The organism is Pantoea sp. GM01, from assembly GCF_000282675.1.
Lineage (GTDB): Bacteria > Pseudomonadota > Gammaproteobacteria > Enterobacterales > Enterobacteriaceae > Pantoea > Pantoea nemavictus.
In genome coordinates, this window is the sequence record NZ_AKIU01000035.1 from 63,259 (window position 1) to 89,881 (window position 26,623).

Below are 26,623 nucleotides of genomic sequence, written 5' to 3' on the forward strand. Positions count from 1 at the left end.
TACTTAGCAACACCTGGTTAACACTGATGATCAGGTCAGACCTGTTTGGCAATGATGCCTTGGTCGAAAATTACAGGTGATTGCAATGAGCAAAGCGCAGCCGCTGCTGACGCGTCAGGGTGAACGTATCGCCATAACCCATGGATTGCGCACGCCTTTTGTCCGCCAGGCGACAGATTTTCACGGTATTCCCGCGCTGGAGTTGGGGCGCATGGTGGTGAGTGAACTGATGGCGCGCAGTGAATTGCCGTTGGAGGTGATCGATCAATTGGTGTTTGGCCAGGTGGTGCAGATGCCGGAAGCGCCTAATATCGCGCGTGAAATTGTCCTGAGCAGCGGATTAAGCGTACACACCGATGCTTATAGCGTCAGTCGTGCCTGCGCCACCAGCTTCCAGGCGGTGGCAAACGTGGCGGAGAGCCTGATGGCAGGCACCATTGATGCCGCGATTGCCGGTGGCGCGGACTCTTCTTCAGTGTTACCGATTGGCGTCAGCAAAACTCTGGCGCGTGCCCTGGTCGATCTTAATAAAGCGCGCAGCTTTAGCCAGAAACTCAGTATTCTTCGTCGTTTACGTCCGCGCGATTTGTTGCCGGTGCCACCGGCGGTGGCGGAGTACTCCACCGGGCTGCGTATGGGCGATACCGCCGAGCAGATGGCGAAAAGCCACGGCATCACGCGCCAACAGCAGGACGCGTTAGCGCTGCGTTCGCACCAGCATGCGGCGCGCGCCTGGCAATCCGGTGTGCTGGCGCAGGAGGTGATGCCCGCTTTTGTGCCACCGTGGAAAGCCCCTATCGAGCAGGACAACAATATTCGTTTCAACGCTAGCGCTGCAGATTACGCCAAACTGCGCCCGGCGTTTGATCGTCGCCACGGGTCGGTTACGGCTGCTAACAGCACGCCGCTGACCGATGGCGCGGCGGCGGTGATTCTGATGCGTGAAGGCCGAGCGCGCGAGCTTGGCATCAAACCGCTGGGCTATCTGCGCAGCTACGCTTTCACCGCCATTGATGTCTGGCAGGACATGCTGCTTGGTCCGGCGTATGCCTCACCGCTGGCGCTGGATCGTGCCGGTATCACGCTAAATGATCTGACGCTGATTGATATGCACGAAGCCTTTGCTGCGCAGACGCTGGCGAACCTGAAGATGTTCCGCGATGAACGTTTTGCGCGCGAGGTGCTAAATCGCCCCCATGCGTTAGGCGAAGTGAATGAAGAGCGTTTTAATGTGCTCGGCGGATCAATTGCTTATGGCCATCCCTTTGCCGCGACCGGCGCGCGCATGATCACGCAAACGCTGCATGAACTGCAGCGGCGCGGCGGTGGTTTAGGGTTAGTCACCGCCTGTGCGGCGGGTGGCTTAGGCTCGGCAATGGTTCTGGAGGCTGAATAATGAGTGAATCTGCTTTTCATTTACAGATGCGTCTTGACCACGTCGGTGTGATTACCATCGATGTGCCGGGCGAGAAGATGAACACGCTGAAGGCCGAGTTTGTGCCACAGATTAAAGCGGTGCTGGATGAAGCACGCAGCCATAAGGATTTGGCGGGTTTGGTATTGATCTCCGGCAAGCGCGATAACTTTGTTGCCGGTGCGGATATCAGCATGATTGCCAGCTGCAAAACGGCGGAAGAAGCCGAAGCGCTGGCGAGGCAGGGCCAGGATGTGATGGCGATGATTGCCGCGTTGCCGTTTCCGGTGGTGGCGGCGATTCACGGTGCCTGCCTTGGCGGCGGCCTGGAACTGGCGTTAGCCTGCGATGCGCGCATCTGTTCACTGGATGACAAAACGCGTCTCGGTTTGCCGGAAGTACAGCTCGGTTTACTGCCAGGTTCCGGCGGCACGCAGCGTTTGCCACGGCTGATTGGCGTGCAGCAGGCGCTGCCGTTAATCCTTACGGGCAAACAGCTGCGGGCTAAACAGGCACTCAAGCTCGGCATTGTTGACGATGCGGTGCCGCAATCGATTCTGCTGGATACAGCGATTGCACGCGTCCATAAAGGAAAAGGCACACGCCGGGAGCTATCGCGCCGCGATCGCCTGCTGCAGGGACCGATTGCGCGTCAGGTGCTGTTTTCGCTAGCACAGCGTCAAACCCACAGCAAAACCCAGGGTAACTATCCGGCAGCCGAGCGCATTCTGCAGGTGGTGCGCATCGGTCTGGAGCAGGGCAGCGCCGCCGGGCATGAAGCAGAAGCACGCGCCTTTGGCCAGTTGGCGATGACGCCTGAATCGGCGGCGCTGCGCAGCCTGTTTTTCGCCTCAACCGCGTTAAAGAAAGAGGCGATGGCGAGTGTCGAACCGCAAACGCTAAAACAGATTGGCGTACTGGGCGGCGGGTTGATGGGCGGCGGCATTGCCAGCGTTACGGCGTTGAAAGCCGGATTACCGGTGCGTATTAAAGACATCAATCTCAGCGGCGTGAATCATGCTCTTGAGTACAGCTGGGATCTGCTGAGTAAAAAGGTGAAACGGCGCCAGCTGAAAGCAGCCGAACGTCAGCAGCACATGGCGCGCATTAGCGGCGGTATTGATTACCAGGGGTTTAGTCAGCGCGATGTGGTGATTGAAGCGGTGTTTGAGGATTTAGCGCTTAAGCAGCAGATGGTTAGCGAAATTGAAAGCCATTGCCAGCCGCATACGATTTTTGCCTCCAACACCTCGTCATTACCGATTGGCGATATCGCTGCCAATGCGCAGCGTCCCGAAAATGTTATCGGCCTGCATTACTTTAGTCCGGTAGACAAAATGCCGCTGGTTGAGGTGATTCCTCATGCCAACACCTCGGCACAAACGCTGGCGAATACGGTGCAGCTGGCACGGCAGCAGGGAAAAACTGCGGTGGTTGTAGCCGATCGTCCTGGCTTTTACGTCAACCGCATCCTTACGCCGTATATAAATGAAGCACTGCACTGTTTGCAGGAAGGTGAGCCGATCGAGCATATCGACCGTGCGCTGGTCAAATTCGGTTTCCCGGTCGGGCCGCTGCAGCTGCTGGATGAAGTGGGAATTGATGTCGGCAGTAAAATCAGCCCGATTCTCGAGCAGGCTTATGGCGCACGTTTTAGCGCACCCGCCGCTGCGAACGCGATTCTCGCTGACGGCAGGAAAGGGCGCAAAAACCACAAAGGTTTCTATCTCTATCAACGCTCGCGCTGGCCGGGTAAACGCAAAGCGGATGCGTCCATCTACAGCTTGTTGAACACCAAGCCGCAGGCGAGGCAGAGCGAAACGCAAATTGCCGAACGCTGCGTCATGATGCTGCTAAATGAGGCGGCACGTTGCCTGGATGAAGCGGTGATCCGCAACGCGCGTGACGGGGATATCGCTGCCGTGTTTGGCATCGGTTTCCCGCCATTTCTCGGTGGGCCGTTCCGCTATATGGATCAGCGCAGTGTTGGCGATATCGTTAAAGCATTAAGGTCATTAATGCAGCAATACGGCGAACGTTTTACGCCTTGTGAGGCGCTGATTGCATTGTCAGAAGAACAAACGAATTTTTACACTTCTGCACAATCATGAATAGGCGCACAGATTCAGCGGGTTAGTATGGTGGACGCGCAGCGGCTTGTTCGGCACCATTCTGAGATATGCTTATTTAATAAACAACCGGTTGACTATACTGAAGCCATTGGGGTAAAACACACCGTTCATTCGCAGAATGAAGCGTCTGGTGCTGTGGTACCGGGCGATATCGACAAACAACAGCGGTGCTTTATGCAAGTTTTTATCATGCGTCATGGCGACGCAGCTCTGGAAGCAGCGAGTGATTCAGTTCGTCCTCTCACCCTCTGTGGCTGTGACGAATCGCGTCAAATGGCGAGCTGGCTCAACGGCAAAACGCCAGAAATCGATCGGGTTTTAGTCAGTCCCTATTTGCGTGCCGAGCAAACGCTCGCAACGGTACGTGAAACGCTGAAGTTGCCGGAAGGGCAGGATGTGTTACCGGAACTGACGCCGGGTGGCGATCCAGGCATGGTGGCCTGTTATCTGCAAGCGCTGGCGCAGAAAGGTGTTAAGTCAGCATTGGTGATTTCGCATCTGCCGCTGGTGGGTTATCTGGTGTCTGAACTTTGCCCGCAGGAAGCGCCGCCAATGTTCGCCACCTCAGCGATAGCCTGCGTAAACTTTGATGCAGATGCCTGCGAAGGTAAGCTGGAGTGGCAGGTCAGCCCGTCAAAATTGGCCAAAGCAATTTAATCTCTCTGTGGGCCGCCAATGCGGCCCTATCCTGATATACCGCAGCCTTTACGGCAGTTCTGGCGGTTGCCACTCTTCCACTTCTATTAGCACCAGCAGCGCCGCGTCGCCGCCGAACATTTTCGGTGCCTGATGAAATGCCATCACGTGCGGATGCTGCGCCAGCCATAGCGGCGTTTGCTGCTTGAGAATGTGTTTGCCGTGCCCGGTCATCACGCTGGCGCAGAACAGATGCTCACGGCGACAGGCGGCGATCAACGCGCCGAGTTCCTGTTTAGCCTGCATTTGCGTTAAGCCATGTAAATCGAGAAAAATTTCCGGCGTGTAATCGCCGCGACGCAATTTCTTCTGCTCGTAATGGCTGACGTCAGCACGCACATAACGCACCGGTCCTTCGCTGGATAACAGCGGCTGAAACTCGTCAGAGAAGTAATGGCTATTATCTGCTTGTTCTGAAATCAGACGTTTCAACGGCCGTTCGCGCGTTTTCACCACCGGTTTATGTACGATAGTGTCCTGTTTCAGTTTGCGGGTTCCACTCATCAACTGGCGGAACATCTCCTGGTCGTCCTGGCTTAGCGGCGTTTTCTTACTCATGGCTCGGTTATGGGTTCAGAAAAGGCTGGTTAACAGCCGGTGGCATACCTTAACCGTTAGCGTTAACAAATGTCAGCTTTTTCACCTCGCCGCGCTGAATTCTGCCCGGCTTCGTGGCACACTATCGGCCGATTGATTTTATGGCCTGCGGAGGGCTACGTGGACAAGATATTCGTCGATGAGGCAGTGAATGAACTGCACACCATTCAGGACATGCTGCGCTGGGCTGTCAGCCGTTTTTCGGCGGCTGGCATTTGGTACGGTCACGGCACGGATAATCCCTGGGACGAAGCAGTCCAACTGGTTCTGCCTACGCTGTGGCTGCCGCTGGATATTCCAGAAGATATGCGCAACGCGCGCCTGACCGCTAGCGAGCGGCATCGCATTGTCGAGCGCGTAATTCGCCGCGTTAACGAGCGCATTCCGGTGGCTTATCTCACCAATAAAGCCTGGTTCTGTGGCCACGAATTTTACGTTGATGAGCGCGTATTAGTGCCGCGTTCACCGATTGGCGAGCTGATTGAGAACCGTTTTGCCGGTTTGATCAGTGATTCGCCTAATCACGTCCTTGATATGTGTACCGGCAGCGGCTGCATCGCCATTGCCTGTGCTTATGCTTTCCCGGAAGCGGAAGTGGATGCAGTGGATATCTCCACCGATGCGCTGGCCGTCGCCGAGCAGAACATTGAAGAGCATGGCTTGCTGAACCACGTCACGCCGATTCGTGCCGATCTGTTCCGCAACTTGCCGCCGGTAAAATACGATCTGATCGTCACCAATCCACCTTACGTGGATGCGGAAGATATGGACGATCTGCCGAACGAATACCGCCACGAGCCGGAGCTTGGCCTGGCTGCGGGTAGCGACGGCCTGAAACTGGTGCGTCGCATTCTGGCCTGTGCGCCAGAATACCTCACCGAGCAGGGCGTGCTGATTTGCGAAGTCGGCAACAGCATGGTGCACATGATCGATCAATATCCAGATGTGCCGTTTACCTGGCTGGAGTTCGATAACGGCGGTGACGGCGTGTTTATGCTGACGCGTGAGCAAATTGTCGCAGCACAGCATCACTTCTCATTCTTTAAAGACTAAATACGCGGGCGAGTGCTCGCCCGCAACATCGCAACAAGGAACCAGCATGGCCGGAAACAGCATCGGACAAGTTTTTCGCGTAACCACTTTTGGCGAGTCGCATGGTATTGCGCTGGGCTGCATCGTTGATGGCGTGCCACCCGGCATTCCGCTCACCGAAGCCGATATTCAGCACGATCTCGATCGCCGTCGTCCTGGCACCTCGCGCTACACCACCCAGCGCCGCGAGCCGGATCAGGTGAAAATTTTGTCCGGCGTGTTTGAGGGCGTCACCACCGGCACCTCGATCGGCCTGCTGATTGAAAACACCGATCAGCGTTCGCAGGATTACGGCACCATCAAAGATCTGTTCCGTCCGGGTCATGCCGATTACACCTACGAGCAGAAATATGGCCTGCGCGACTATCGCGGCGGCGGACGCTCTTCCGCACGTGAAACCGCGATGCGCGTAGCGGCAGGTGCAATTGCCAAGAAGTATCTGCAGATGAAGCACGGCATTGTGGTGCGCGGCTATCTGGCACAGATTGGCGACGTGGCCTGCGAGTTGAAAGACTGGAGCATCGTGGAAGAGAACCCGTTCTTCTGCCCGGATGCATCCAAGCTGGAGGCGCTGGATGAACTGATGCGCGGCCTAAAAAAAGAGGGCGATTCCATTGGCGCCAAAGTCACCGTGCTGGCCGAAAACGTGCCGCCGGGCTTAGGCGAGCCGGTGTTTGATCGTCTGGATGCGGATCTGGCGCATGCGCTGATGAGCATCAACGCGGTGAAAGGCGTAGAGATCGGCGACGGTTTCGCGGTGATCAACCAGCGTGGCAGCCAGCATCGCGATGAAATTCGCGCGAACGGTTTTCAGAGCAACCATGCGGGCGGCATTTTAGGCGGCATCAGCAGCGGCCAAACCATCAGTGCCAATCTGGCGATGAAACCAACGTCGAGCATTACCGTGCCAGGCAACACCATCACACGTGACGGCGAAGAAGTGGAGATGATCACTAAAGGTCGTCACGATCCTTGCGTCGGCATCCGTGCGGTACCGATTGCCGAAGCGATGATGGCGATCGTGTTGATGGATCACCTGCTGCGCCAGCGCGCGCAAAACGGTGACGTCAACAGCAGCGTTCCACGCTGGTAAGCCCGATGATGCGCTGTCTGCTCATCACCTGTGCCGCGCTGTTGTGCAGTGCGGCCGCCGTTGCCGCGACGCCGTGGCAGCAAATCCATCAGCCGATTGCCGGCACTCCCCAGTCGATTGGCGGTTTCGCCAACGGCTGTATTGTGGGTGCGCAACAGCTGCCGCTTAACTCAGCAAATTATCAGGTGATGCGCCAGGATCAGCGCCGCTATTTCGGTCATCCCGATCTCATCGCCTTTATCCAGCGCCTCAGTACCCAGGTTCATCAGCTGCAGCTGGGACAAGTGCTGATTGGTGATATGGGTATGGCAGCAGGTGGACGTTTCAGCAGCGGCCACGCCAGCCATCAAACCGGTCTCGACGTTGATATCTGGCTGCAGCTACCGAAAACCCGCTGGACGGCGCAGCAATTGCTGAAGCCGCAGCCGCTCGATCTGGTCTCTGCGGATGATAAGCAGGTCATTGCGCGTCACTGGCAACCCCAAATTGATAGCCTGATTAAACTGGCGGCGAAAGATGAGGAAGTCACACGTATCTTCGTCAACCCGGCGATTAAACGGCAGCTGTGTGCCGATGCGGGTAGCGATCGCGCGTGGTTAAATAAAGTGCGTCCGTGGTTTGCCCATCGCGCGCATATGCACGTGCGTCTGCGCTGTCCGGCCGGCAGTCTGGAGTGCGAGGATCAAGCCGCACAGCCGCCAGGCGATGGCTGTGGTGCCGAGCTGGATAGCTGGTTCCTGCCGAAAAAACCCGGCAGCACGCCGCCGGTGAAAAAGACGCCACCGCCATTGCCGCCGTCATGTCAGTCTTTATTAGACCATCACTTACTATAACCGTGAGAATTTGAGTTGCAGCAAGGCGGCAAGTTCGTTCAACTCCAGGAGCTTACTTGAGTAAGTGACTGGAGTGAGCGAGCGCAGCCAACGCAGCTGCAGCTCAAAGGATCGCGGTTATTTGAGGAATAAAATGGATTGGTTTGTTGTTAGCCCGCTGATCATCGGCGTGCTGTTTTTTGTGGCGATGCTGGCGGCATTTATCGACTCCATCGCCGGTGGCGGTGGTTTGCTCACCGTGCCGTCGTTGCTGGCAGCCGGGCTTTCTCCCGCGCAGGCGCTAGCCACCAATAAACTGCAGTCGGTCGGCGGATCCTTCTCCGCCAGCCTCTATTTCATCCGTCGCGGTGCGGTGAAGCTGAATGAGCAGTGGCTGAATATCGCCATGACCTTTCTCGGCGCCGTCGGCGGCACCATCCTGATTCAGCATTTACAAGCGGATGTGCTGCGCCAAATCTTGCCGCTGCTGCTGATCTGCATTGGTTTGTGGTTCCTGCTGATGCCACGATTGGGAGAAGCGGATCGCGAACGTCGCTTGCACGGTTTGCCCTATGCGCTGGTCGGCGGCGGCTGCGTCGGTTTCTACGACGGCTTCTTTGGTCCAGGCGCAGGTTCCTTTTACGCGCTGGCCTTCGTCACGCTGTGCGGCTTTAATCTGGCGAAAGCCACCGCCCACGCCAAAATCCTAAATTTCACTTCGAATTTTGGCAGTTTGCTGTTCTTTATGTTCGGCGGAAAAGTGGTGTGGGGCACCGGCGCGATTATGCTGCTTGGGGCCTTTATCGGCGCGCGCCTCGGCGCCAGGCTGGTGCTGAGCCGCGGCCAGAAGCTGATCCGCCCGATGGTGGTGACGGTTTCTGCGGTGATGAGCGCCAAATTATTGTGGGATAGCCACGGCAGCGAAGTGATGGCCTGGCTGGCAACGCTGTAATCCAATACTCGTCAAGACCGGCTGCCAATGCGACAATGGCGCCGGTTTTTTTAAAGATTAAAAATTATGAGTACAACACACCATTACGATCAGCTGATTGCCATCTTTGATGGCTGCTTTGTTGACGATTTTCAGACCCGTCTAATTAAAGGCGACGACGAACCTATTTATCTTCCAGCGGATGAAACCTCACCGTGGAATCGCGTGGTATTCGCGCACGGCTACTATGCCAGCGGGCTGCACGAAATTTCCCACTGGTGCATTGCCGGTGAAGCACGCCGCAAACTGGTGGATTTTGGCTATTGGTACTGCCCGGACGGCCGCGATGCGCAAACGCAGAGCCAGTTTGAAGCGGTGGAAGTTAAACCGCAGGCGCTGGAGTGGTTGTTCTGCGTTGCGGCGGGCTTTCCCTTCAATGTAAGTTGTGACAATCTCGAAGGCGATTGTGAGCCAGATCGCATAGCGTTTCAGCGCAAGGTTCATGCACAGGTGATGACTTATCTGGAGCAGGGCATTCCGCCGCGACCGGCACGTTTTATCGAGGCGTTAATCCAGTATTACGGCACGCCGGCACTGACGGCGGCACAATTCCCTTGGCCGGAAGATCTATAATCCGCAAAGGATATAAGAAGAGAGGAAGAGATGATCGTAGAATTTGAGACCCGCATTCTGGCCCTGATTGATGACATGGTCGATCACGCCAGCGATGATGAGCTGTTTGCTGGCGGCTATCTGCGTGGTCATCTGACCCTGGCAGTGGCGGAGATTGAGCTGAGTGGCGAACACACGCCGGAAGCGCTGCAAACTCACGTCACCAACAGCCTGCAAAAAGCCATTGCAGCTGGTGAGTTGTCGCCACGCGATCAGGCCTTAGTCACTGGCATGTGGGACAATCTGTTCCTGCAGGCGCGCCAGAGCGCTTAACTTTTCGGGGCGATCGTTCGCCCCGCAGATTATCGACCCGCCTTTTTGCCCTTCAGCAGTTTACGTACCCAGTAGCGATTTGGATGCATGGCCGCCAGCGTCGCTGCATCCAGCGGCTGCGGTTCACCGCTCATCTGTGCCGCCAGCACTTCGGCTGCTAAAGGTGCGCTGCACAAGCCGCGCGATCCCAACGCCCCCAGCACAAATAACCCTGCATGCACTGGCGCCTCGGCCACGGTTGCACCGTGCGCTCGCTGTTCCGGAAGATCCGCATACTGCGCCAAAGTGGCGTCGTAATCCGGCGCGCTGCCACTCATCGGCAGATGATCGCGCGTGGCGCAACGCACGCCGCAACGCGCCTGATGGTCACTGACATCTACCTGCTGTGGCCATGCGCTTTCTGGTAGGCAGTTGATTAGCCGCTGACGATTTTCTTGCTGGTCGTCGGCGCGAAAATCAGTCGCGGTATCGCCACGGTGATAGCTGGCACCCATGCAATGGGTAGCGAAAGTGGGGCTGACCGGCGTGAGATAGCCGTCATAACACAGCACGGTGCGCAGTTCGCCGAGCGACGGATTAGTGGGTACGTGACTCACCTGACCCGCGACAGCATAGACCGGCAGCGCTTTACTCTGCTCAATCTCCAGCAGCGCATGTCCATTCGCCAGCACCACCTGCTGATGCTGCACCGGCGGCTGCTGGCTAAAGTGCAGCGTCCAGCGATCTCCATCAGGTGTTAACTGAGTAAGACGATGCTGCCAGTGAAGGCGTAATCCCAGCGATTGCGCATGTTCCAGCAGATTGCTGGTCAGCTGCGAAGGTGACAGCCAGCCACCTTGCGGATAGAAAATGCCGCCGAAACCGAGTTCGACGCCCGCCAGCTGCTCCGCTTCTTCTTTATTAACGCCGCAGGCGATTTCGTGCGGCAGATCCATACTGAGCATCTGCGCGATTTTCTCGGCGCTTTTTGCATCCCAGCCGAGCTGCAGCACGCCGCTCCAGTCATGTTCAAACATCACCGGCAGGCGATCGTAAAGACGACGGGCGAAACTAAAGGCGGCCGGGAAAAAGGTGGCCAGCGCCGGATCGTGCTGATTCAGCAGCGGATAGAGCGCGCCCTGACGATTGCCGGATGCGCCCAATGCTGGCGCATCATCAGCGCAATATAAGGTGACGCGCCAACCACGACGCAGCAACGCCAATGCCAGCACTGCGCTGGCAACGCCGCCGCCAATCAACGCCACATCCTGGCTGGCTGCTTGCTGTCGCGCGTACCACGGCTGGCTGTGCGGCAATGCAACCGCGTGCTGCAGTGAACCGATCAGCATTTCACGCTTGTGGCCGAATCCTTTGCGTTTCTGCATGCTGAAACCCGCGTCCTGCAAGCCGCGGCGTACAAAGCCAGACGCGGTAAAGGTTGCCAGCGTGCCGCCCGGACGCGCCAGGCGTGCCATCGCGGCGAACAGCTCGGGCGTCCACATCTCCGGATTTTTCGCCGGTGCGAAGCCATCAAGGAACCAGGCATCCACCTGACGATTCAGACTGTCATCAAAGGTGTGAATTAGCGCGTTAATATCACCAAACCAGAGATCAAGCGTCACTTCGCCGCCGTTAAACAGCAGGCGCTGACAGCCCGGTAACGCCTGTGGCCACTGCTGTTGCAGCTGTGCAGCCCACGGCTGTAGCTCTGGCCAATGCGCGTGGGCGGCGACCAAATCCGCGTGCGTCAGCGGGAATTTTTCACAGCTGATAAAGTGCAGGCGCTTTAGCGGGGCATGAGGATGCGCGGCGCGGAAGCGATCGAAGGCTTGCCACAGGGTGAGAAAGTTCAGACCAGTCCCAAAACCGCTCTCGGCAACAATAAATAAATCGCGCGCATGATCGGCAAAACGTTGCGGAATCTGGTTGCCATCGAGGAACACATAGCGCGTTTCCTCCAGTCCATTATCATTGGAGAAATAGACGTCACCAAACACTCGAGACACAGGTGTACCCTGTTCATTCCAGTTTATTTGGGCATGTTCAACCGGGGTTATTTTCACGGGGAAAGGCTCATATTTCAGGCAGTGGCGCGAGTTTAGCGACAGACGTCACATGACGCAAATTTACAAAATGAAATGGCTGATCGGACTTGTTCGGCTTACAACTGTACGCTAGAGTGCACGTCAATCCAAAAGAGTGGAACGAGGACTATTGAATGAAACGTGCAGTGATTACTGGCCTGGGTATTGTTTCCAGCATTGGTAATAACCAGCAAGAAGTGCTGGCTTCTCTGCGTGAAGGCCGTTCAGGTATTACTTTCTCTGAAGAGATGAGAGATGCCGGAATGCGCAGCCACGTATGGGGCAACGTCAAACTGGATACCAACGGGCTCATCGATCGCAAAATCGTGCGTTTTATGAGTGATGCTTCGATCTACGCTTACCTGTCTATGGCTGAAGCTATCAAAGACTCTGGCCTGACTGACGAACAGTATCAGCAAAATCCACGCGTTGGCCTGATTGCCGGCTCAGGCGGCGGTTCTCCGCGTTATCAGGTGTTTGGTGCGGACGCGATGCGTAGCCCACGCGGCCTGAAAGCAGTGGGGCCTTATGTGGTAACCAAAGCGATGGGTTCAGGCGTTTCGGCTTGCCTGGCAACCCCGTTTAAAATCCACGGCGTTAACTACTCAATCAGTTCAGCTTGTGCGACTTCTGCACACTGCATCGGTAACGCCGTTGAGCAGATTCAGCTGGGCAAACAGGACATCGTATTTGCTGGCGGCGGCGAAGAGCTGAGCTGGGAAATGGCTTGTGAGTTCGATGCGATGGGCGCGCTGTCGACCAAATACAACGAAGCACCTGAAAAAGCGTCACGTACTTACGATGCCAACCGCGACGGTTTCGTCATCGCAGGCGGCGGCGGTATGGTGGTAGTGGAAGAGCTGGAACACGCTCTGGCACGTGGTGCACACATCTACGCTGAAATCGTGGGCTACGGCGCCACTTCAGATGGCGCAGATATGGTTGCTCCTTCAGGCGAAGGCGCCGTGCGCTGCATGAAAATGGCAATGCAAGGCCTGGATACCCCAATTGATTACCTCAACACGCACGGCACCTCAACGCCAGTGGGTGATGTGAAAGAGCTGGGTGCAATTCGCGAAGTGTTCGGCGACAACTCACCGTCCATCTCTGCCACCAAAGCCATGACCGGTCACTCTCTGGGTGCGGCGGGCGTGCAGGAAGCGATCTACACCTTGCTGATGCTGGAGCACGGTTTTATCGCGCCAAGCATTAACATTGAAGAGCTGGATGAAGCCGGTAAAGGTCTGAACATTGTGACCAAGCCGACCGAAAAAGCGTTGACTACCGTGATGTCGAACAGCTTCGGTTTCGGTGGCACCAATGCCACGCTGACTATGCGCAAACTATAACCCATCATACTTCGAGCCGTGGGTGCGTTGGCTGCGTATGCTCACCCCAGTCACTTACTTCAGTAAGCTCCTGGGGATTTACATACTTGCCGCCTTCCCACAACTCGAATTATTTAGGGTTATCTTCCAGAATATACCTAAGGGCCGGCTAATCCGGCCCTTGTTGTTTTTGACAACTCACCTCCTGCTTGCCTACACTCTCTTTCCATCCGAAACAAAAGTATCACTTCCTGCTAAATATGAACCAAATATCCCGTTTCTGTTATGGCAGCAAGCGTGAGTCTGGTTATTACAAGGAGTTCGACCGATCATGACCACGACTGCTGACGCGCAGGCGCAATCCGTTCTGCCCTTAGCCTGCACCTCCTTTGCGGTGTTTCTGACTTATCTGACCGCCGGCCTGGCGCTGCCGGTGATCCCGCTGTATGTCCATCAGGAACTCGGCATGAGCAATCTGATGGTCGGTGTAGCGGTGGGTATTCAGTTCTTTGCCACGCTGTTGACGCGTAGCTTTGCCGGCCGTCGTGCCGATCAGCACGGCGCGAAGCTGACTACGCAGCACGGCATGATTGCCATTGCATTGGTGGGCGTGGCTTATCTGGCTGCCGCGCTGTTGCCGGTTTCACCCTGGGCGAAATTTGGTTTACTGGCGCTGGGGCGCCTGATGTTGGGATTTGGTGAAAGCTTACTGCTGACCGGAAACCTCACCTGGGGGATGGGACTGGTGGGCAGTAAACGCTCTGGCCTGGTGATGTCGTGGAACGGCATGGCGATTTACGGATCGCTGGCGGCTGGCGCTCCACTGGGCTTGCTGATTAATCAGCATGGCGGTTTTGCCGCACTCGGCGCGGTTGCGCTGCTGTTGCCTTTGTTGTCACTGGCGATCAATTGCTGGATTCGCAAGGTGCCGGTTGTCGGCGGTGAGCGGCCCTCGCTGTTCAGCGTGGTAAAAACCATCTTCCAGCCGGGACTGGCGCTGGCGCTGCAGGGCACCGGTTTTGCCGTCATCGGTACTTTCACTTCACTCTATTTTGCGGCGGAAAACTGGGGCAATGCCGGTTTCGCACTCACCGCCTTTGGCTGCGCATTTGTATTGGTGCGCGTGTTCTTTGGCGGCTTGCCGGATCGGCACGGTGGCGTAAAAGTGGCGATGGTGTCATTGCTGGTAGAAACTGCCGGCTTACTGCTGCTGGCGTTTGCCAGTTCCGGCTGGATGGCGCTGATTGGCGCGGCGTTGACCGGCTGCGGTTGCTCGCTGATCTTCCCCGCGCTGGGCGTCGAAGTGATTAAGCGCGTATCGCCGCAGATTCGTGGCACTGCGCTCGGTGGCTTCTCCGCTTTTCAGGATATCGCTTACGGTGCCAGCGGCCCCTTAACCGGTTTACTGGCGACGGCGCTGGGTTACGGTTCGGTGTATGTTGCCGGTGCCTGCTGCGCCGCACTGGGAATTTTGGTTACCTGGACGTTTGCGCGTGGAGCGACAACAGCGTAACCAACTTATCGCAGGCGCTGACAATTTCTCCGGGCGTCAGCGCCGCAAACCCCAGCAACCAACCTGATTGCCTTGCATCATTGGCATAAAGCGGTGACAGACGCGGCAGCAACAATCCCGTCTTTTTAGCCTGTGCGGTTAAGTGCGCTTCATCACCCTGGATTAGCTGCACCGTCAACTGTAAGCCTCCCGCCGCCGGTAGGGGTTGTAGCCAGGGTTGCAGACGCGTTTCGATTTGTTCGAGCAAGCAGTCACGTCGACTGCGATACAGCTGGCGCATCAGGCGCAGATGGCTGGCAAAATGGCCTTGTTGCAGAAACTCTGCGGTAATCGCCTGTGGCAGCAGTGCGCTGTGGCCATCCATCACGCTGCGCGCGCGGCCCAGCGCCTCAACCAACTGCGGTGGCACGACCATCCACGCCAGCCGCAGCGAGGGGAACAGCGTTTTGGAAAAGGTGCCGAGGCAAATCACCCGACCATCCACTTCTAATCCTTGCAACGCCGGGGCTGGGCGATCCTCATAGTGAAATTCGCTGTCGTAATCATCCTCAATCAACCAGCTATCATGCTGCTGCGCCCACGCCAGCCACTGTAACCGGCGCGCCAGGCTCATTGACGTGCCGGTTGGATAGTGGTGCGCGGGCGTCAGATACACCAACTTCGCGCTGCCGTTGAGGGGAACGGCACCTTCTGCATCCAGCGGCATAGCGCGACAGTTCGCCCCGGCGGCGAGAAACGCGTTGCGTGCGCCGGGATAACCCGGCTCCTCCAGCCACACTTCATCGCCTGCATCGAGGAACATCAGCGCCAGTAACTGCAGCGCCTGCTGTGAACTGGTGAGCATCACCACCTGTTCTGCCGAGCAGCGTACGCCGCGTGAAAGTGCCAGATAGTCGGCCACCGCCCGCCGCAGCGATGGCAGCCCGAGCGGATCGCCATAGCCCATCACTTTGCTGCCCAGCGAACGCTGCACCTGATTGCTGATGCGACGCCACTGCGCGTGCGGGAAGGCGCGTAACTCTGGCGAACCCGCGGCAAACGCATGTGGAAAGGGCGGATCCTGACAGCCACCGGTGGCCAGCACCTGCTGGCCGCGCTGGGAAAAGTGCGGTGAGCGGTCGATAGGTGCTTTCACTGCGGGCGGCACCATCTTAATGGAGACAAACGTGCCGCGCCCGCCGTGGCGCTGCAGATAGCCTTCGCTTTCCAGCTGCGCGTAAGCGGCTTCCACCGTCACGCGCGACAGCGATAAATCGTGCGCCAGCTGGCGGCTGGAAGGCAGTCTCTGCGCGTGTCGCAGATGTCCGCTGGCAATCGCCTGGCGCAAGGTATTGCACAAGCGCTGACGTAAACCCCCTTGTGGCTGATGGCTAAACAGGGCCAAAAATGACGTGTTCATCGCGGTCTTATCGCATCGCTAAAAGTGGTATCAGGATGCAGACCACTTTGCCGTAAACTGAGGGAAAATCACAACAGGAGAATGCGATGTCAGCGGTATTGAACGTTGCGCCAGCCAGCGCGAATGAAAGCGTGGCCTATTTGCAACATAAACTGGCGTACTACACCGATGCGTGGGATTTGGCGGAAGATTTGGCGCAGGGTATCACAGCGATTGTGGTGATCGACGCGCGCTCCAGCGAGGTTTATCAGGCGGGACACCTTTGTGGCGCGATATCGTTTCCGCATCGCACTATGAATGCGCAATCCACGGCGCATCTCGATCGCAGCAAAGTGTATGTCACCTATTGCGACGGCATCGGCTGTAACGGCTCAACCAAAGCTGCACTCAAGCTGGCATCGCTGGGTTTTCAGGTGAAAGAGTTAATTGGTGGGCTGGATTTCTGGAAGCGCGATGGTCATCCGCTGGCGTGGGGTGCGGCAGCGGGCGAATGGCCGCACGCCACGCCCGCTGCCAACTGCGGCTGCTAGATAAACAGCCACAACAAGAAGATGAACACGAAAATCGCAACAATCAACGTCAGGGCAGGGCGCTGAGCCAGCGGCTGCGGCAGCATCTGAATAAACGGCGACCAAATGGGCTGCGGGCGAATTTCATTATCCGCCAGCGGCTGTTCATGCAGTTTTTCAGCGCGGCGGCTAAACAGCAGATTCAGCAGATCCTGCGTCTGCGCCGGCGTTAACACGGTATTCGGCAGCGCCTGGAAACGCTGCTGGCTGTAATCCTCCAGCAGTCGCTGTTCATCATGGGTGAGCGGCTGCTTCAATGAGGTTTCCAGCATCTGCAAGGTCGGCGCGCTATGCTGCGCCAGCGTTTGACGAACCTGCAAATACTGGGTGAGCAGCGGGAAGTGGCGTGAAGGGATTGGATCGCCACTTTTCAGATTCACCAGCTTCAGCGTATCGGCCAGCAGCTTCACCGGTGATTCGCCGGTGGTAGCCGCAAGGCGTGTCACCTGCTGATTCAGCGATTGCTGCTCTGCCGGAAGCAGGCTGCGGTCGGAAACGCGCGTTTGCTGCGGCTGCGGAATCGCCATCTGGCCATTTTGCAGCATGGTCAGCACCTGACGCAGCTGATCCTGCGACAGCGCACTCAATACCGTTTGGTTAAATTGCTGACGGATAAAGTCGCTTACCGCCTGGCGATTGTTGCCTTGCGGCAGTTTTTCCAGCAGCTGCTGCAGCAACTGGCGCGTGGCGAGGCTATTTTGCACCTGGGTTAAGCGACCATTGAGATGCTGTTCCGCCGCCGGGAAGTGGCGTGATTGCAGCTCGGCTTCACTCTTTACGCCGACTTCGTGGCGGACACCGGCCCACAACTCTGGCGCTTTAAGCGTGCTCAGCGACATGATGCGCACAATCAGGCGCTCCAGCGTGGTGCGCTGGGCAGGAGACAAGGGCTGTTCACCGGCTGGACCACCCGGACGTGTCGGGCCAGTTGCTTGAGATAAAGGGGAACGATCGCCCGCGGGCACACCGGGACCGCTGAGAGGTTGCATGGCGGAATCCTTGAAAACGGGTCAGATCCGGGTGCGCCGGAAAAAAGAGGCCACATGATAGCAAAAGCCCCCAGGAAATCCACGGGGGCTGCGGCCTTTCCGGATAATAAAATCAGGTGGCGGGGTCGGGAAGGGTGGCGTTGCGCGGCTTGCGTAACGGGGTTTTCAGACGTTGCGCCAGAATCACGCCCACTAACGTCATGCCACCACCAATCCAGTGATAGGCATGCAGCTGCTCATGCAGGAACATCACCGCAATAATCGCCGTAAACACCGGTACGAAATTCATAAAAATGCTGGTGGTGCTGGCACCCAGACGTTGCACGCCCAGAATCCACAGGAACGGCGCAATAATCGACGCAAACAGTCCGGCATACAGCACCAGCGGCACATTATGCATATTAAGCGTCACGTCCGGCGCGCGCAGGAAACCGGGCAGCAGCAGCAGCACGCCGAAGAAAATCTGCACGTACAGGCTTTGCCAGGTCGGCAGCGGAATGGCCCAGCGCTTGGTCAGCACGCCGTACAAGGCGTAGGAGGTTGATGCCGCCAGCATCATCAGTTCGCCATTGCCGAGACGCTGATTGAGCAGCTGCGCCGGATTGCCTTCGCTCACCAGCCACACTAAACCGGCGAACGACAGCAGGCCGCCAATCAAAATACCGCGGGTTGGCGCGAGGCGCAGCACCACCAGGCTAAGCAGAATGGTCAACAGCGGAATGGTCGCGCCGAGAATCCCCATCATCACCGCCGACACGCTGTGCGCCGCATAATAGGCGAGACTTTGATACAGCACCATGCCGAGTAGCCCGAGGATCAGCAAGCGCCAGCCGTTGGCTTTAATCGTCAGACGATGGCGCCATACGCCCGGCAGGCAAAACGGTGCCAGCACCACCAGCGCCAATAACCAGCGATAGAAGGAGATCGCCGCAGGATCGATACTTCCTGCCGAGAGTTTGCTGACGATAGTGTTGATCGACCAGATCAGCACCGCGATCAGCGGAAACAGTAAATTCATGATACAGCTCCTCAAATAATCGCGAATAGTTTACGTTTGACCGGTTTAAAGTAGATAGTTAAAATCGGACAATATTCGTTAGTGACCGGACAGAATGAATCTTCAAGTTGAATACCAGCCGCCGATTGATGCGCCTTTACTGCGCTACTTTATGCGTTACGACGAAGTCAACGCGAAGACCGAATACCTGGCGCACGCGCACGATTGGGGGCAGGTAATTTTCGTCACTAGCCACGTGCTGGAGATGGAAGTGGAGGGGGAGCGTCTGCTGACGCCCGCAGATATCCCGATCTGGATCCCGGCGGGTCATCGCCACAGCAGCTATAACCACAACGATGCGCGTTTTCGCACCTTCAATCTTGCCGCCGATCTCTGCGCAGGCCTGCCGGAAAAAGCCTGCTTGCTGCATGTCGATGCCATCGCGCACGCCATCATGAATGATTTTGCCCATCGTGAATTGGCGCAGCCGCAAACGCAGGCCGACTGGCGTTTGTGCGAGGTGTTGATTGATCGCCTGCGGCAGGCGCCGGTGCATAACAGCTATTTACCGATGACGGATGACAAATTTCTTGCGCCAATTTTGCGCGCGCTGGAAGCCCATCCCGGCGATAACACCACGCTGGCACAATGGGCGAAGCGCGTGTTTACCACCGAGCGTACGCTAGCGCGACGCTGTCAGCAGCAGCTGAATATGTCGTTCAGCGAGTGGCGGCAGCGTTTACGCTTTCTGCGCGCAATTGCGCTGCTTGAGCAGGGCTGCAGCGTGCAGGGCATCGCCCATGAGCTGGGTTACAGCTCGGCTTCGGCGCTGATTGTGATGTTCCAGCAGCAGGCCGGAACCACGCCCGATCGCTATCGCAGTCGGTTAGGTTAATCCCCGGCTTTATGCCAAAATATGCCCCGTTGATTTCAACCAGACAGGACCGCCGCAGTGAAAATTCTCGTCGATGAAAATATGCCTTATGCCCGTGAACTGTTTAGCCGCACCGGCGATGTGTTAGCGGTGCCGGGACGTCCGTTGCCGGAAGCGGAACTGCAGGATGCCAGCGGATTGATGGTACGTTCGGTTACCAAAGTAAACGCGGCGCTGCTGGCCGGCACGCCGGTGAAGTTTGTCGGCACCGCGACCGCGGGAACCGATCATATTGATGAGGCGTCGCTGGCGGCGGCAGGTATCAGCTTCTCTGCTGCGCCAGGTTGTAACGCCATTGCAGTGGTGGAATATGTCTTCTCCTCGCTGCTGCTGCTGGCGGAGCGCGATGGCTTTGAACTGCGCGATCGCACGGTGGGTATTGTTGGCGTGGGTAATGTGGGTGGTCGTCTGCAAAAGCGTCTTGCGGCGTGGGGTGTGAAAACCTTGCTATGCGATCCTCCACGCGCCGATCGCGGCGATGAGGAAACCTTCCATTCTCTCGGTGAGCTGGTGGCGCAGGCCGATATCCTGACCTTCCACACGCCACTGTTTAAAGATGGCCCATATAAGAGCTGGCATCTGGCCGATGCGGCACTGCTGATGGCGCTTAAACCCAACACTATTTTAATTAACGCCTGTCGCGGTCCGGTGGTAGACAACGCCGCGCTGTTGGAAGTGTTGAAGATGCGTCACGATCTTAGCGTGGTGCTGGATGTGTGGGAGCCGGAGCCGGACTTGTCGCTCGACCTGCTGGATAAAGTCGATATCGCCACTGCACATATCGCCGGTTACACGCTGGAAGGTAAAGCGCGCGGTACCACGCAGGTGTTTGAAGCCTGGTGCGACTTTATCGGTCAGCCGCAGCAAGTTGCACTTGAGAGTCTGCTGCCTGCGCCCGAATTTGGCGCGATTACCCTGCGTGGTAAGCTCGATCAGCCAACGCTAAAACGCTTAGTGCATCTGGTGTATGATGTGCGCCGCGACGATGCGCCACTGCGCAAAGTGGCAGCAAAGCCGGGCGAGTTTGATCGCCTGCGCAAGCAGTATGAAGAGCGTCGCGAGTGGTCATCGCTGCAGGTGAATTGCGATGATGCCGAAACGGCGGCGATGCTCAATCAACTGGGCTTTCGCGCCAGTTTGTAAAGATATTTCAATCACCTGCAAAAATGCGGGGGATAATTCCTAAATCTCGGGCATGTTTTCATCGCCTTCTGTTTTTGTGTCATTGTCTGGAGTAAACCAACATGTCTGACGGCTGGAATATCGCGCTACTGGGCGCAACAGGCGCAGTAGGGAACGCTGTACTGGAACTGCTGGCGGAACGCCAGTTCCCGGTTGGTGAGTTGTATTTACTGGCGAGTGAAAACGGTGCCGGTGAGAACAAACGTTTTGAGGGGCGTACCGTGCTGGTGCAGGATGCAGCCGAGTTTGACTGGACGCAGGTGCAGCTGGCGTTTTTCACCGCCGGACGTGAAGCTTCGGCTCGCTATGCCGAAGAAGCAGCGAGCCAGGGTTGTCTGGTGATTGATAGCAGCGATCTGTTTGCGCTTGAACCGGATGTGCCGCTGGTGGTGCCAGATGTGAACCCACAGGTGCTGGCGGATTATCGCAACCGTAACATCATTACCGTGGCCGACAGCCTGGTGAGCCAGCTGCTGTGCTCCATTAAACCGCTGGTGGATCTGGCTGGTCTGAGCCGTTTGCAGGTGACCAACCTGATTGCCGCTTCCAGCCACGGTAAAGCGGCGGTTGATGGTCTGGCCGGTGAAAGTGCGCGCTTGCTGAACGGCGTGCCTGCCGAGCAGCACTATTTTGGTCGCCAACTGGCGTTCAACATTCTGCCGCTGCTGGCTGACAACAACGGCAGCGTGGAGAGTGAGCGTCGCGTGGTTGAGCAGGTGCGTAAGGTGCTGCAGGACGAAGGTTTGCCGATTGCGGTCAGCAGCGTGCAGGCACCGGTGTTCTACGGCAATGCGCAGATTGTGCATGTGGAGAATCTGCGTCCGCTGTCAGCAGAAGAAGCGCGCGATGAACTCGGCCGCTCTGGTGATATCAACCTGAGTGAAGAGAGCGATTATCCAACGCAAGTGGGCGATGCATCTGGTAGCGACGTGCTGAGCATTGGCTGCGTGCGCAATGATTACGGCATTCCGGAGCTGCTGCAGTTCTGGTCTGTGGCAGACAACATCCGCTTTGGCGGCGCACTGATGGCGGTGAAAACGGCCGAGAAGCTGGTGCAGGAGTATTTCTATTAATGTTGCCTGAAGGTAAGACGCTTAAGCTGGCGTTGGGTATTGAGTACGATGGCAGCCGTTACTACGGCTGGCAGCGACAAAATGAAGTGCGCAGCGTGCAGGAAAAGCTCGAAAAGGCGCTGTCGAAGGTGGCGGACCATCCGGTAGTGGTGTTCTGCGCCGGCCGCACCGATGCGGGTGTACACGGTACCGGGCAGGTGGTGCATTTCGAAACCACCTCGCCGCGCGCTGATGCAGCCTGGACGCTCGGTGTTAACGCCAATCTGCCCGATGACATCGCGGTACGTTGGGTGAAAGCGGTGCCGGACGATTTCCATGCGCGCTTTAGCGCTACCGCGCGTCGCTATCGCTACGTGATTTATAACCATCGGCTGCGTCCGGCGATTTTAGGTAATGGCATCACCCATTATTACCACCCGCTGGATGTGGAGAAGATGCAGCGCGCTGGCCAGGCGCTGATTGGTGAAAACGATTTTACCTCGTTCCGTGCGGTGCAGTGCCAGTCACGCACCCCGTGGCGCAACGTGATGCATCTCAACGTTTCGCGTCATGGACCGTACGTGGTGATTGACATCAAAGCCAATGCGTTTGTGCACCATATGGTACGCAATATTGTGGGCAGCCTGATGGAAATCGGCACGGGCAATCAGCCGGAAGAGTGGATGGCGACCTTGCTGGCAGCCAAAGATCGTAAGCTGGCGGCGGCGACGGCCAAAGCCGAGGGACTTTATCTGGTGGCGGTGGATTATCCATCCCACTTTGCATTACCTCAGCCTGCGTTGGGACCGTTGTTCCTCGCGGATTAACCATTAATCTAGGATGTATACCCTAAATAATTCTAGCGGCAGCAAGGCGGCAAGTGGGTGAATCCTCGGGCGCTTACTCCAGTAAGTGATCGAGGTGAGCGCCCGCAGCTAACGAAGCTGCGGCTTAAAGTATGACGGGTATCGGGGAGTTGTCGTTATATGGAGTTTATCCACTTTTTGGTCGATTTTATTCTGCATATTGATGTGCATTTGGCCGAGCTGGTGGCGCAGTACGGCGTGTGGATTTACGCCATTCTGTTCCTGATTCTGTTCTGTGAAACCGGTTTGGTGGTCACGCCATTCCTGCCCGGCGATTCGCTGCTGTTCGTGGCAGGTGCACTGGCGGCCTTGCCGGGTAACGATCTCAACGTGCATCTGATGGTAACGCTGCTAGTGATCGCCGCGATCCTCGGTGATGCGGTGAACTACACTATTGGGCGTCTGTTTGGTGAGAAGCTGTTCAGTAACCCGAACTCGAAAATTTTTCGTCGCAGCTACCTCGATAAAACCCATGCGTTCTACGATCGCCACGGCGGCAAAACCATTATACTTGCGCGCTTTGTACCAATCGTGCGAACCTTTGCCCCCTTTGTGGCGGGGATGGGACATATGTCTTATCGCCACTTCGCGCTCTATAACGTAACGGGTGCACTGCTGTGGGTACTGCTCTTCTCTTACGCCGGTTACCTGTTTGGCGACTTGCCGATTGTGCAGGAGAACCTGAAGCTACTGATTGTCGGCATCATCGTGGTTTCAATACTGCCTGGCGTAATTGAAGTGTGGCGTCATCGCCGTCAGCAGAAGTCACAGTAAGCTCGTTACCAGATTTTTATCCACAGCGTGAACGGGTTGTGGTTTAATGAGCGACATTTACGGCCTGCTGAAGGTGATTTCAGCAGCAATGAGAAGACTGGACCAGGTCAGCATTAAACAGAAAGGTCATCAATGAGCTGGATTGAACGCATACTGAATAAAAGCACTGCCACGCCAACGCGCAAAGCCAGCATCCCGGAAGGGGTGTGGACCAAGTGCGATAGCTGTGGACAGGTGCTGTACCGCGCCGAGCTGGAGCGTAACCTCGAGGTCTGCCCGAAGTGCGACCATCACATGCGCATGCACGCCCGTGAGCGTCTGCATAGCATGCTGGATGAAGGTTCGCTGGTTGAGCTGGGTAGCGAGCTTGAACCGAAGGATCTGCTGAAGTTCCGCGATTCTAAGAAGTACAAAGACCGTTTGGTTGCCGCGCAAAAAGACACTGGCGAGAAAGATGCGCTGGTGGCGATGAAAGGCACGCTGCACGGTATGCCGATTGTCGCGGTCGCGTTTGAGTTCTCCTTTATGGGCGGCTCAATGGGTTCCGTAGTGGGTGCGCGCTTTGTGCGTGGCGTTGAGCAGGCGTTGGAAGACAACTGCCCACTGATCTGCTTCTCTGCGTCAGGCGGTGCACGTATGCAGGAAGCACTGCAGTCGCTGATGCAGATGGCAAAAACCAGTGCTGCACTGGCGAAAATGCAAGAGCGCGGCTTGCCGTACATCTCCGTGCTGACCGACCCAACGATGGGCGGCGTTTCTGCCAGCTTCGCGATGCTAGGCGATCTCAACGTGGCGGAACCGAAAGCGCTGATTGGCTTTGCCGGTCCACGCGTTATCGAGCAGACCGTGCGCGAAAAGCTGCCGCCGGGCTTCCAGCGCAGTGAGTTCCTGATTGAGAAAGGCGCGATCGACATGATCATCCGTCGTCCGGAAATGCGCTTTAAGCTGGCAAGTCTGCTGGCGAAAATGATGAACCTGCCAGCACCGCTGCAGGATGGTAATCAGCCTGATGTGGCTGAGCCGGAGAGCAACGAAGCCTGACAGGCAACGGAAAGGAATCTTCCTTTCCTCCAATGCACCGTCTACACGAAATCATTCGAGCTGCAGCAAGGCGGCAAGTGAATACATCCCCGGGAGCTTACATCAGTAAGTGACCGGGGTGGATGAACGCAGCCAACGCCGCTGCAGCTTGAAGGATGATGTGTATTAATTAAGAACGGGACACATGGATAATTCTCTTCCTCAAGCCACGTCGCCTTTGGCCACGTGGCTTCATTATCTTGAGCATCTGCACTCGCAGGCCATTGAACTCGGTCTGGATCGTATTCAACGCGTTGCTGAACGCCTCGACCTGCTCAAACCTGCTCCGTTTGTCTTCACCGTTGCCGGTACTAACGGCAAAGGCACCACCTGTCGCACCCTGGAAACGCTGTTAATCGCTGCCGGTTATCGCGTGGGCGTCTACAGCTCGCCGCATCTGGTGCGTTACACCGAACGTGTACGTGTGCAGGGCGCAGAACTGGATGAAGCGCAGCACAGCGCCAGTTTTGCCGCGATTGAAGCCGGGCGCGGTGACATTTCTCTCACTTATTTTGAGTTCGGCACGTTGTCGGCTTTCAATCTGTTCCGCGCGGCGAATCTCGATGTGGTGATTCTCGAAGTTGGCCTTGGCGGACGTCTTGATGCCACCAACATTGTCGATGCCGATGTTTCGGTGATCACCAGCATCGCGCTGGATCACACCGATTGGCTGGGTCCGGATCGCGAAAGCATCGGTCGTGAAAAAGCCGGCGTGTTCCGTGCAGGCAAACCGGCGATAGTCGGTGAAGACGATATGCCGGGCACTATTGCGGATGTCGCGGCCGAGAAGGGCGCATTGCTGCTGCAGCGCAATCGCGACTGGCAGTGGCAGCAAACCGGCAATAGCTGGATGTTGCAGGATGCAAAGGGTGAACTGCGCGATTTACCGTTACCGCAGGTACCTCTACCCAATGCTGCAACCGCACTTACCGCGTTACGTGCATCGGGCTTGAATGTCAGCGAAGCGATTATCCGTCAGCATCTGCCGCTGGCGATTCTGCCAGGGCGTTTCCAAACGGTGAGCGAAGCGCCGCGCGTGATTCTGGATGTGGCACACAATCCTCATGCCGCTTATTATCTGGCTTCACGTCTGGCCGCTGAGCCGTTAAGTGGTCAGGTGCATGCGGTGGTAGGCATGCTGCATGATAAGGATATTGCCGGTACGCTGGCCGCGTTGGCACCTCAGGTGGATTGCTGGTACTGCGCGCCGCTCGAAGGGCCGCGAGGTGCCTCGGCCGACGAACTGTTGGCTCATCTGGAAAGCGGCGATGCTTACCGCAACGTTGAGGCGGCGTGGCAGGCAGCGCGTCAGCAGGCGCGTCCCGAAGATGTGATTCTGGTGTGTGGTTCTTTCCACACCGTAGCGCAGGTTATGGAATCGATGGCAGCGGAGAACGGCAGTGGCAAGTAAGTTTCAAAATCGCTTAGTCGGCACGGTTATTCTGGTGGCGATTGGCGTCATCGTTTTGCCGGGCCTGCTGGACGGCCAGAAAAAGCATTATAAAGAGGAGTTCGCCGCCATCCCGCTGGTGCCAAAACCGGACGATCAGCAGGATAGCGAAATGGTGCCGCCGGTGACGCAACCGCTGCCTTCGCAGCCACCGGAAGGGGCTGGCGCGGCGCAGAACCCGGAGAGCGGTAAAACCGCCACCAACGGGAGCGCACAGCCGACGCAGAACAGCGAGCCCAGCGTCGTCACGCCGCCGCCGGTGCATCAACAGGTGCAGCCGAAACCGGTAGAACAGCCGAAGCCAAAACCGGTTGAGCAGCCGAAACCGAAACCGGTGGAACAGCCGAAGCCTAAACCGGTTGAGCAACCGAAGCCGAAGCCAGTCGAACAGCCGAAGCCGGTTGAGCAGCCAAAACCGGTTGAAACGCCGAAGCAAAGTGAGCCCGCAGCGCCAGCCGGTCAGGCGTTTGTGGTACAGCTCGGTGCCCTGAAGAACGCGGCGAAAGTGAGTGAGATTGTGGCGCAACTGCGTCTCTCGGGCTATCGCGCCTTTACCGTGCCGTCAACGCCGGTGCAGGGGCAAATCACTCGCATTTATGTCGGTCCGGATGCGAATAAGGCCAAGCTACAAGGTTCATTGAGTGAGCTGCAAAGCATCTCCGGCCTCGGTGGTGTGGTCAAACCGTATAGCGCGCGATAAAGCGTTGATAAGCCG

General features: G+C 57.0%; 25 protein-coding genes. 20 read left to right on the forward strand and 5 right to left on the reverse strand.

Annotation, left to right across the window (positions count from 1 at the left end):
* Positions 1-85: 85 nt before the first annotated feature.
* From fadI to sixA, 3 genes are all read left to right on the forward strand, one after another.
* The gene (gene fadI, locus PMI17_RS10540) at positions 86-1,396 is read left to right on the forward strand and encodes an acetyl-CoA C-acyltransferase FadI (protein ID WP_007889211.1); all 1,311 of its coding nucleotides are present in this window, start codon (positions 86-88) and stop codon (positions 1,394-1,396) included.
* A complete protein-coding gene (gene fadJ, locus PMI17_RS10545; protein WP_007889213.1) occupies positions 1,396-3,525 on the forward strand; it encodes a fatty acid oxidation complex subunit alpha FadJ in 2,130 nt (709 codons plus the stop codon). Before fadI ends, fadJ begins: the two co-directional genes overlap by 1 nt.
* A gap of 195 nt (positions 3,526-3,720) precedes the next feature.
* Positions 3,721-4,203, forward strand: a complete 483-nt coding sequence (sixA, locus tag PMI17_RS10550) for a phosphohistidine phosphatase SixA (RefSeq protein ID WP_036620918.1) — start codon at positions 3,721-3,723, stop codon at positions 4,201-4,203.
* A 48-nt stretch (positions 4,204-4,251) separates the two neighbouring features.
* Here sixA and smrB read toward each other — a convergent pair whose 3' ends face one another.
* Positions 4,252-4,800: an endonuclease SmrB gene (smrB, locus tag PMI17_RS10555; protein WP_036620857.1), complete on the reverse strand. Its 549-nt coding sequence runs from the start codon at positions 4,798-4,800 to the stop codon at positions 4,252-4,254.
* Positions 4,801-4,959: 159 nt separating this feature from the next.
* Between smrB and prmB the strand changes: the two genes are divergently transcribed.
* From prmB to PMI17_RS10585, 6 genes are all read left to right on the forward strand, one after another.
* Positions 4,960-5,892 carry a 50S ribosomal protein L3 N(5)-glutamine methyltransferase gene (gene prmB, locus PMI17_RS10560; protein WP_007889216.1) on the forward strand — a complete coding sequence of 311 codons (933 nt, stop codon included), beginning with the start codon at positions 4,960-4,962 and terminating at the stop codon, positions 5,890-5,892.
* A 46-nt stretch (positions 5,893-5,938) separates the two neighbouring features.
* On the forward strand, positions 5,939-7,024 hold the full coding sequence (aroC, locus tag PMI17_RS10565) for a chorismate synthase (RefSeq protein WP_007889217.1): 1,086 nt from the start codon (positions 5,939-5,941) through the stop codon (positions 7,022-7,024).
* Between the two features lie 8 nt (positions 7,025-7,032).
* Entirely contained in the window at positions 7,033-7,857 is an 825-nt protein-coding gene (gene mepA / locus PMI17_RS10570) for a penicillin-insensitive murein endopeptidase (RefSeq protein WP_036620920.1), read from the forward strand.
* A 133-nt stretch (positions 7,858-7,990) separates the two neighbouring features.
* Positions 7,991-8,788 (forward strand): sulfite exporter TauE/SafE family protein, encoded by a 798-nt coding sequence (locus PMI17_RS10575; protein WP_007889219.1) that lies wholly within the window; start codon positions 7,991-7,993, stop codon positions 8,786-8,788.
* Positions 8,789-8,854: 66 nt separating this feature from the next.
* Complete coding sequence (locus tag PMI17_RS10580; RefSeq protein ID WP_007889222.1) at positions 8,855-9,400, forward strand: elongation factor P hydroxylase; 546 nt, start codon at positions 8,855-8,857, stop codon at positions 9,398-9,400.
* Between the two features lie 30 nt (positions 9,401-9,430).
* Positions 9,431-9,712, forward strand: a complete 282-nt coding sequence (locus PMI17_RS10585; protein ID WP_007889229.1) for a YfcL family protein — start codon at positions 9,431-9,433, stop codon at positions 9,710-9,712.
* 29 nt (positions 9,713-9,741) lie between these two features.
* Here the strand turns inward: PMI17_RS10585 and mnmC are convergent, their stop codons facing one another.
* The gene (gene mnmC, locus PMI17_RS10590) at positions 9,742-11,754 is read right to left on the reverse strand and encodes a bifunctional tRNA (5-methylaminomethyl-2-thiouridine)(34)-methyltransferase MnmD/FAD-dependent 5-carboxymethylaminomethyl-2-thiouridine(34) oxidoreductase MnmC (RefSeq protein ID WP_007889232.1); all 2,013 of its coding nucleotides are present in this window, start codon (positions 11,752-11,754) and stop codon (positions 9,742-9,744) included.
* Positions 11,755-11,909: 155 nt separating this feature from the next.
* Here mnmC and fabB point away from each other — a divergent pair, with 155 nt between their 5' ends.
* Positions 11,910-13,124 (forward strand): beta-ketoacyl-ACP synthase I, encoded by a 1,215-nt coding sequence (gene fabB / locus PMI17_RS10595; protein ID WP_007889234.1) that lies wholly within the window; start codon positions 11,910-11,912, stop codon positions 13,122-13,124.
* Positions 13,125-13,434: 310 nt separating this feature from the next.
* Positions 13,435-14,616, forward strand: coding sequence for an MFS transporter (locus PMI17_RS10600; protein ID WP_007889236.1), 1,182 nt, complete (start codon positions 13,435-13,437; stop codon positions 14,614-14,616).
* On the opposite strand, the gene PMI17_RS10605 is transcribed toward PMI17_RS10600, so the two are convergent.
* Complete coding sequence (locus PMI17_RS10605) at positions 14,579-16,015, reverse strand: PLP-dependent aminotransferase family protein (RefSeq protein ID WP_007889238.1); 1,437 nt, start codon at positions 16,013-16,015, stop codon at positions 14,579-14,581. The two genes, PMI17_RS10600 and PMI17_RS10605, sit on opposite strands and share 38 nt — an antisense overlap.
* An 86-nt stretch (positions 16,016-16,101) precedes the next feature.
* On the opposite strand from PMI17_RS10605, the gene PMI17_RS10610 reads away from it, so the two are divergent.
* Complete coding sequence (locus PMI17_RS10610) at positions 16,102-16,545, forward strand: rhodanese-like domain-containing protein (RefSeq protein ID WP_007889239.1); 444 nt, start codon at positions 16,102-16,104, stop codon at positions 16,543-16,545.
* Here PMI17_RS10610 and flk read toward each other — a convergent pair.
* Complete coding sequence (gene flk / locus PMI17_RS10615; protein WP_007889255.1) at positions 16,542-17,573, reverse strand: flagella biosynthesis regulator Flk; 1,032 nt, start codon at positions 17,571-17,573, stop codon at positions 16,542-16,544. The two genes, PMI17_RS10610 and flk, sit on opposite strands and share 4 nt — an antisense overlap.
* Before the next feature lie 112 nt (positions 17,574-17,685).
* Positions 17,686-18,591, reverse strand: coding sequence for a DMT family transporter (locus tag PMI17_RS10620; protein ID WP_007889257.1), 906 nt, complete (start codon positions 18,589-18,591; stop codon positions 17,686-17,688).
* A 94-nt stretch (positions 18,592-18,685) separates the two neighbouring features.
* Here PMI17_RS10620 and PMI17_RS10625 point away from each other — a divergent pair, with 94 nt between their 5' ends.
* The 8 genes from PMI17_RS10625 to dedD all read left to right on the forward strand — a co-directional run bounded on the left by PMI17_RS10625 (position 18,686) and on the right by dedD (position 26,608).
* Positions 18,686-19,465, forward strand: coding sequence for a helix-turn-helix domain-containing protein (locus tag PMI17_RS10625; protein WP_007889259.1), 780 nt, complete (start codon positions 18,686-18,688; stop codon positions 19,463-19,465).
* A 57-nt stretch (positions 19,466-19,522) separates the two neighbouring features.
* The gene (gene pdxB / locus PMI17_RS10630; RefSeq protein WP_007889261.1) at positions 19,523-20,647 is read left to right on the forward strand and encodes a 4-phosphoerythronate dehydrogenase PdxB; all 1,125 of its coding nucleotides are present in this window, start codon (positions 19,523-19,525) and stop codon (positions 20,645-20,647) included.
* Between the two features lie 101 nt (positions 20,648-20,748).
* Positions 20,749-21,759, forward strand: a complete 1,011-nt coding sequence (locus tag PMI17_RS10635; RefSeq protein WP_007889262.1) for an aspartate-semialdehyde dehydrogenase — start codon at positions 20,749-20,751, stop codon at positions 21,757-21,759.
* Entirely contained in the window at positions 21,759-22,565 is an 807-nt protein-coding gene (truA, locus tag PMI17_RS10640) for a tRNA pseudouridine(38-40) synthase TruA (RefSeq protein ID WP_007889264.1), read from the forward strand. Before PMI17_RS10635 ends, truA begins: the two co-directional genes overlap by 1 nt.
* 159 nt (positions 22,566-22,724) lie before the next feature.
* Positions 22,725-23,378: a DedA family protein gene (locus PMI17_RS10645; RefSeq protein ID WP_007889266.1), complete on the forward strand. Its 654-nt coding sequence runs from the start codon at positions 22,725-22,727 to the stop codon at positions 23,376-23,378.
* Positions 23,379-23,510: 132 nt separating this feature from the next.
* Complete coding sequence (gene accD, locus PMI17_RS10650; protein ID WP_007889268.1) at positions 23,511-24,419, forward strand: acetyl-CoA carboxylase, carboxyltransferase subunit beta; 909 nt, start codon at positions 23,511-23,513, stop codon at positions 24,417-24,419.
* 184 nt (positions 24,420-24,603) lie between these two features.
* Positions 24,604-25,869 carry a bifunctional tetrahydrofolate synthase/dihydrofolate synthase gene (folC, locus tag PMI17_RS10655; protein ID WP_007889270.1) on the forward strand — a complete coding sequence of 422 codons (1,266 nt, stop codon included), beginning with the start codon at positions 24,604-24,606 and terminating at the stop codon, positions 25,867-25,869.
* The gene (dedD, locus tag PMI17_RS10660; protein ID WP_007889272.1) at positions 25,859-26,608 is read left to right on the forward strand and encodes a cell division protein DedD; all 750 of its coding nucleotides are present in this window, start codon (positions 25,859-25,861) and stop codon (positions 26,606-26,608) included. Before folC ends, dedD begins: the two co-directional genes overlap by 11 nt.
* Positions 26,609-26,623 lie beyond the last annotated feature (15 nt).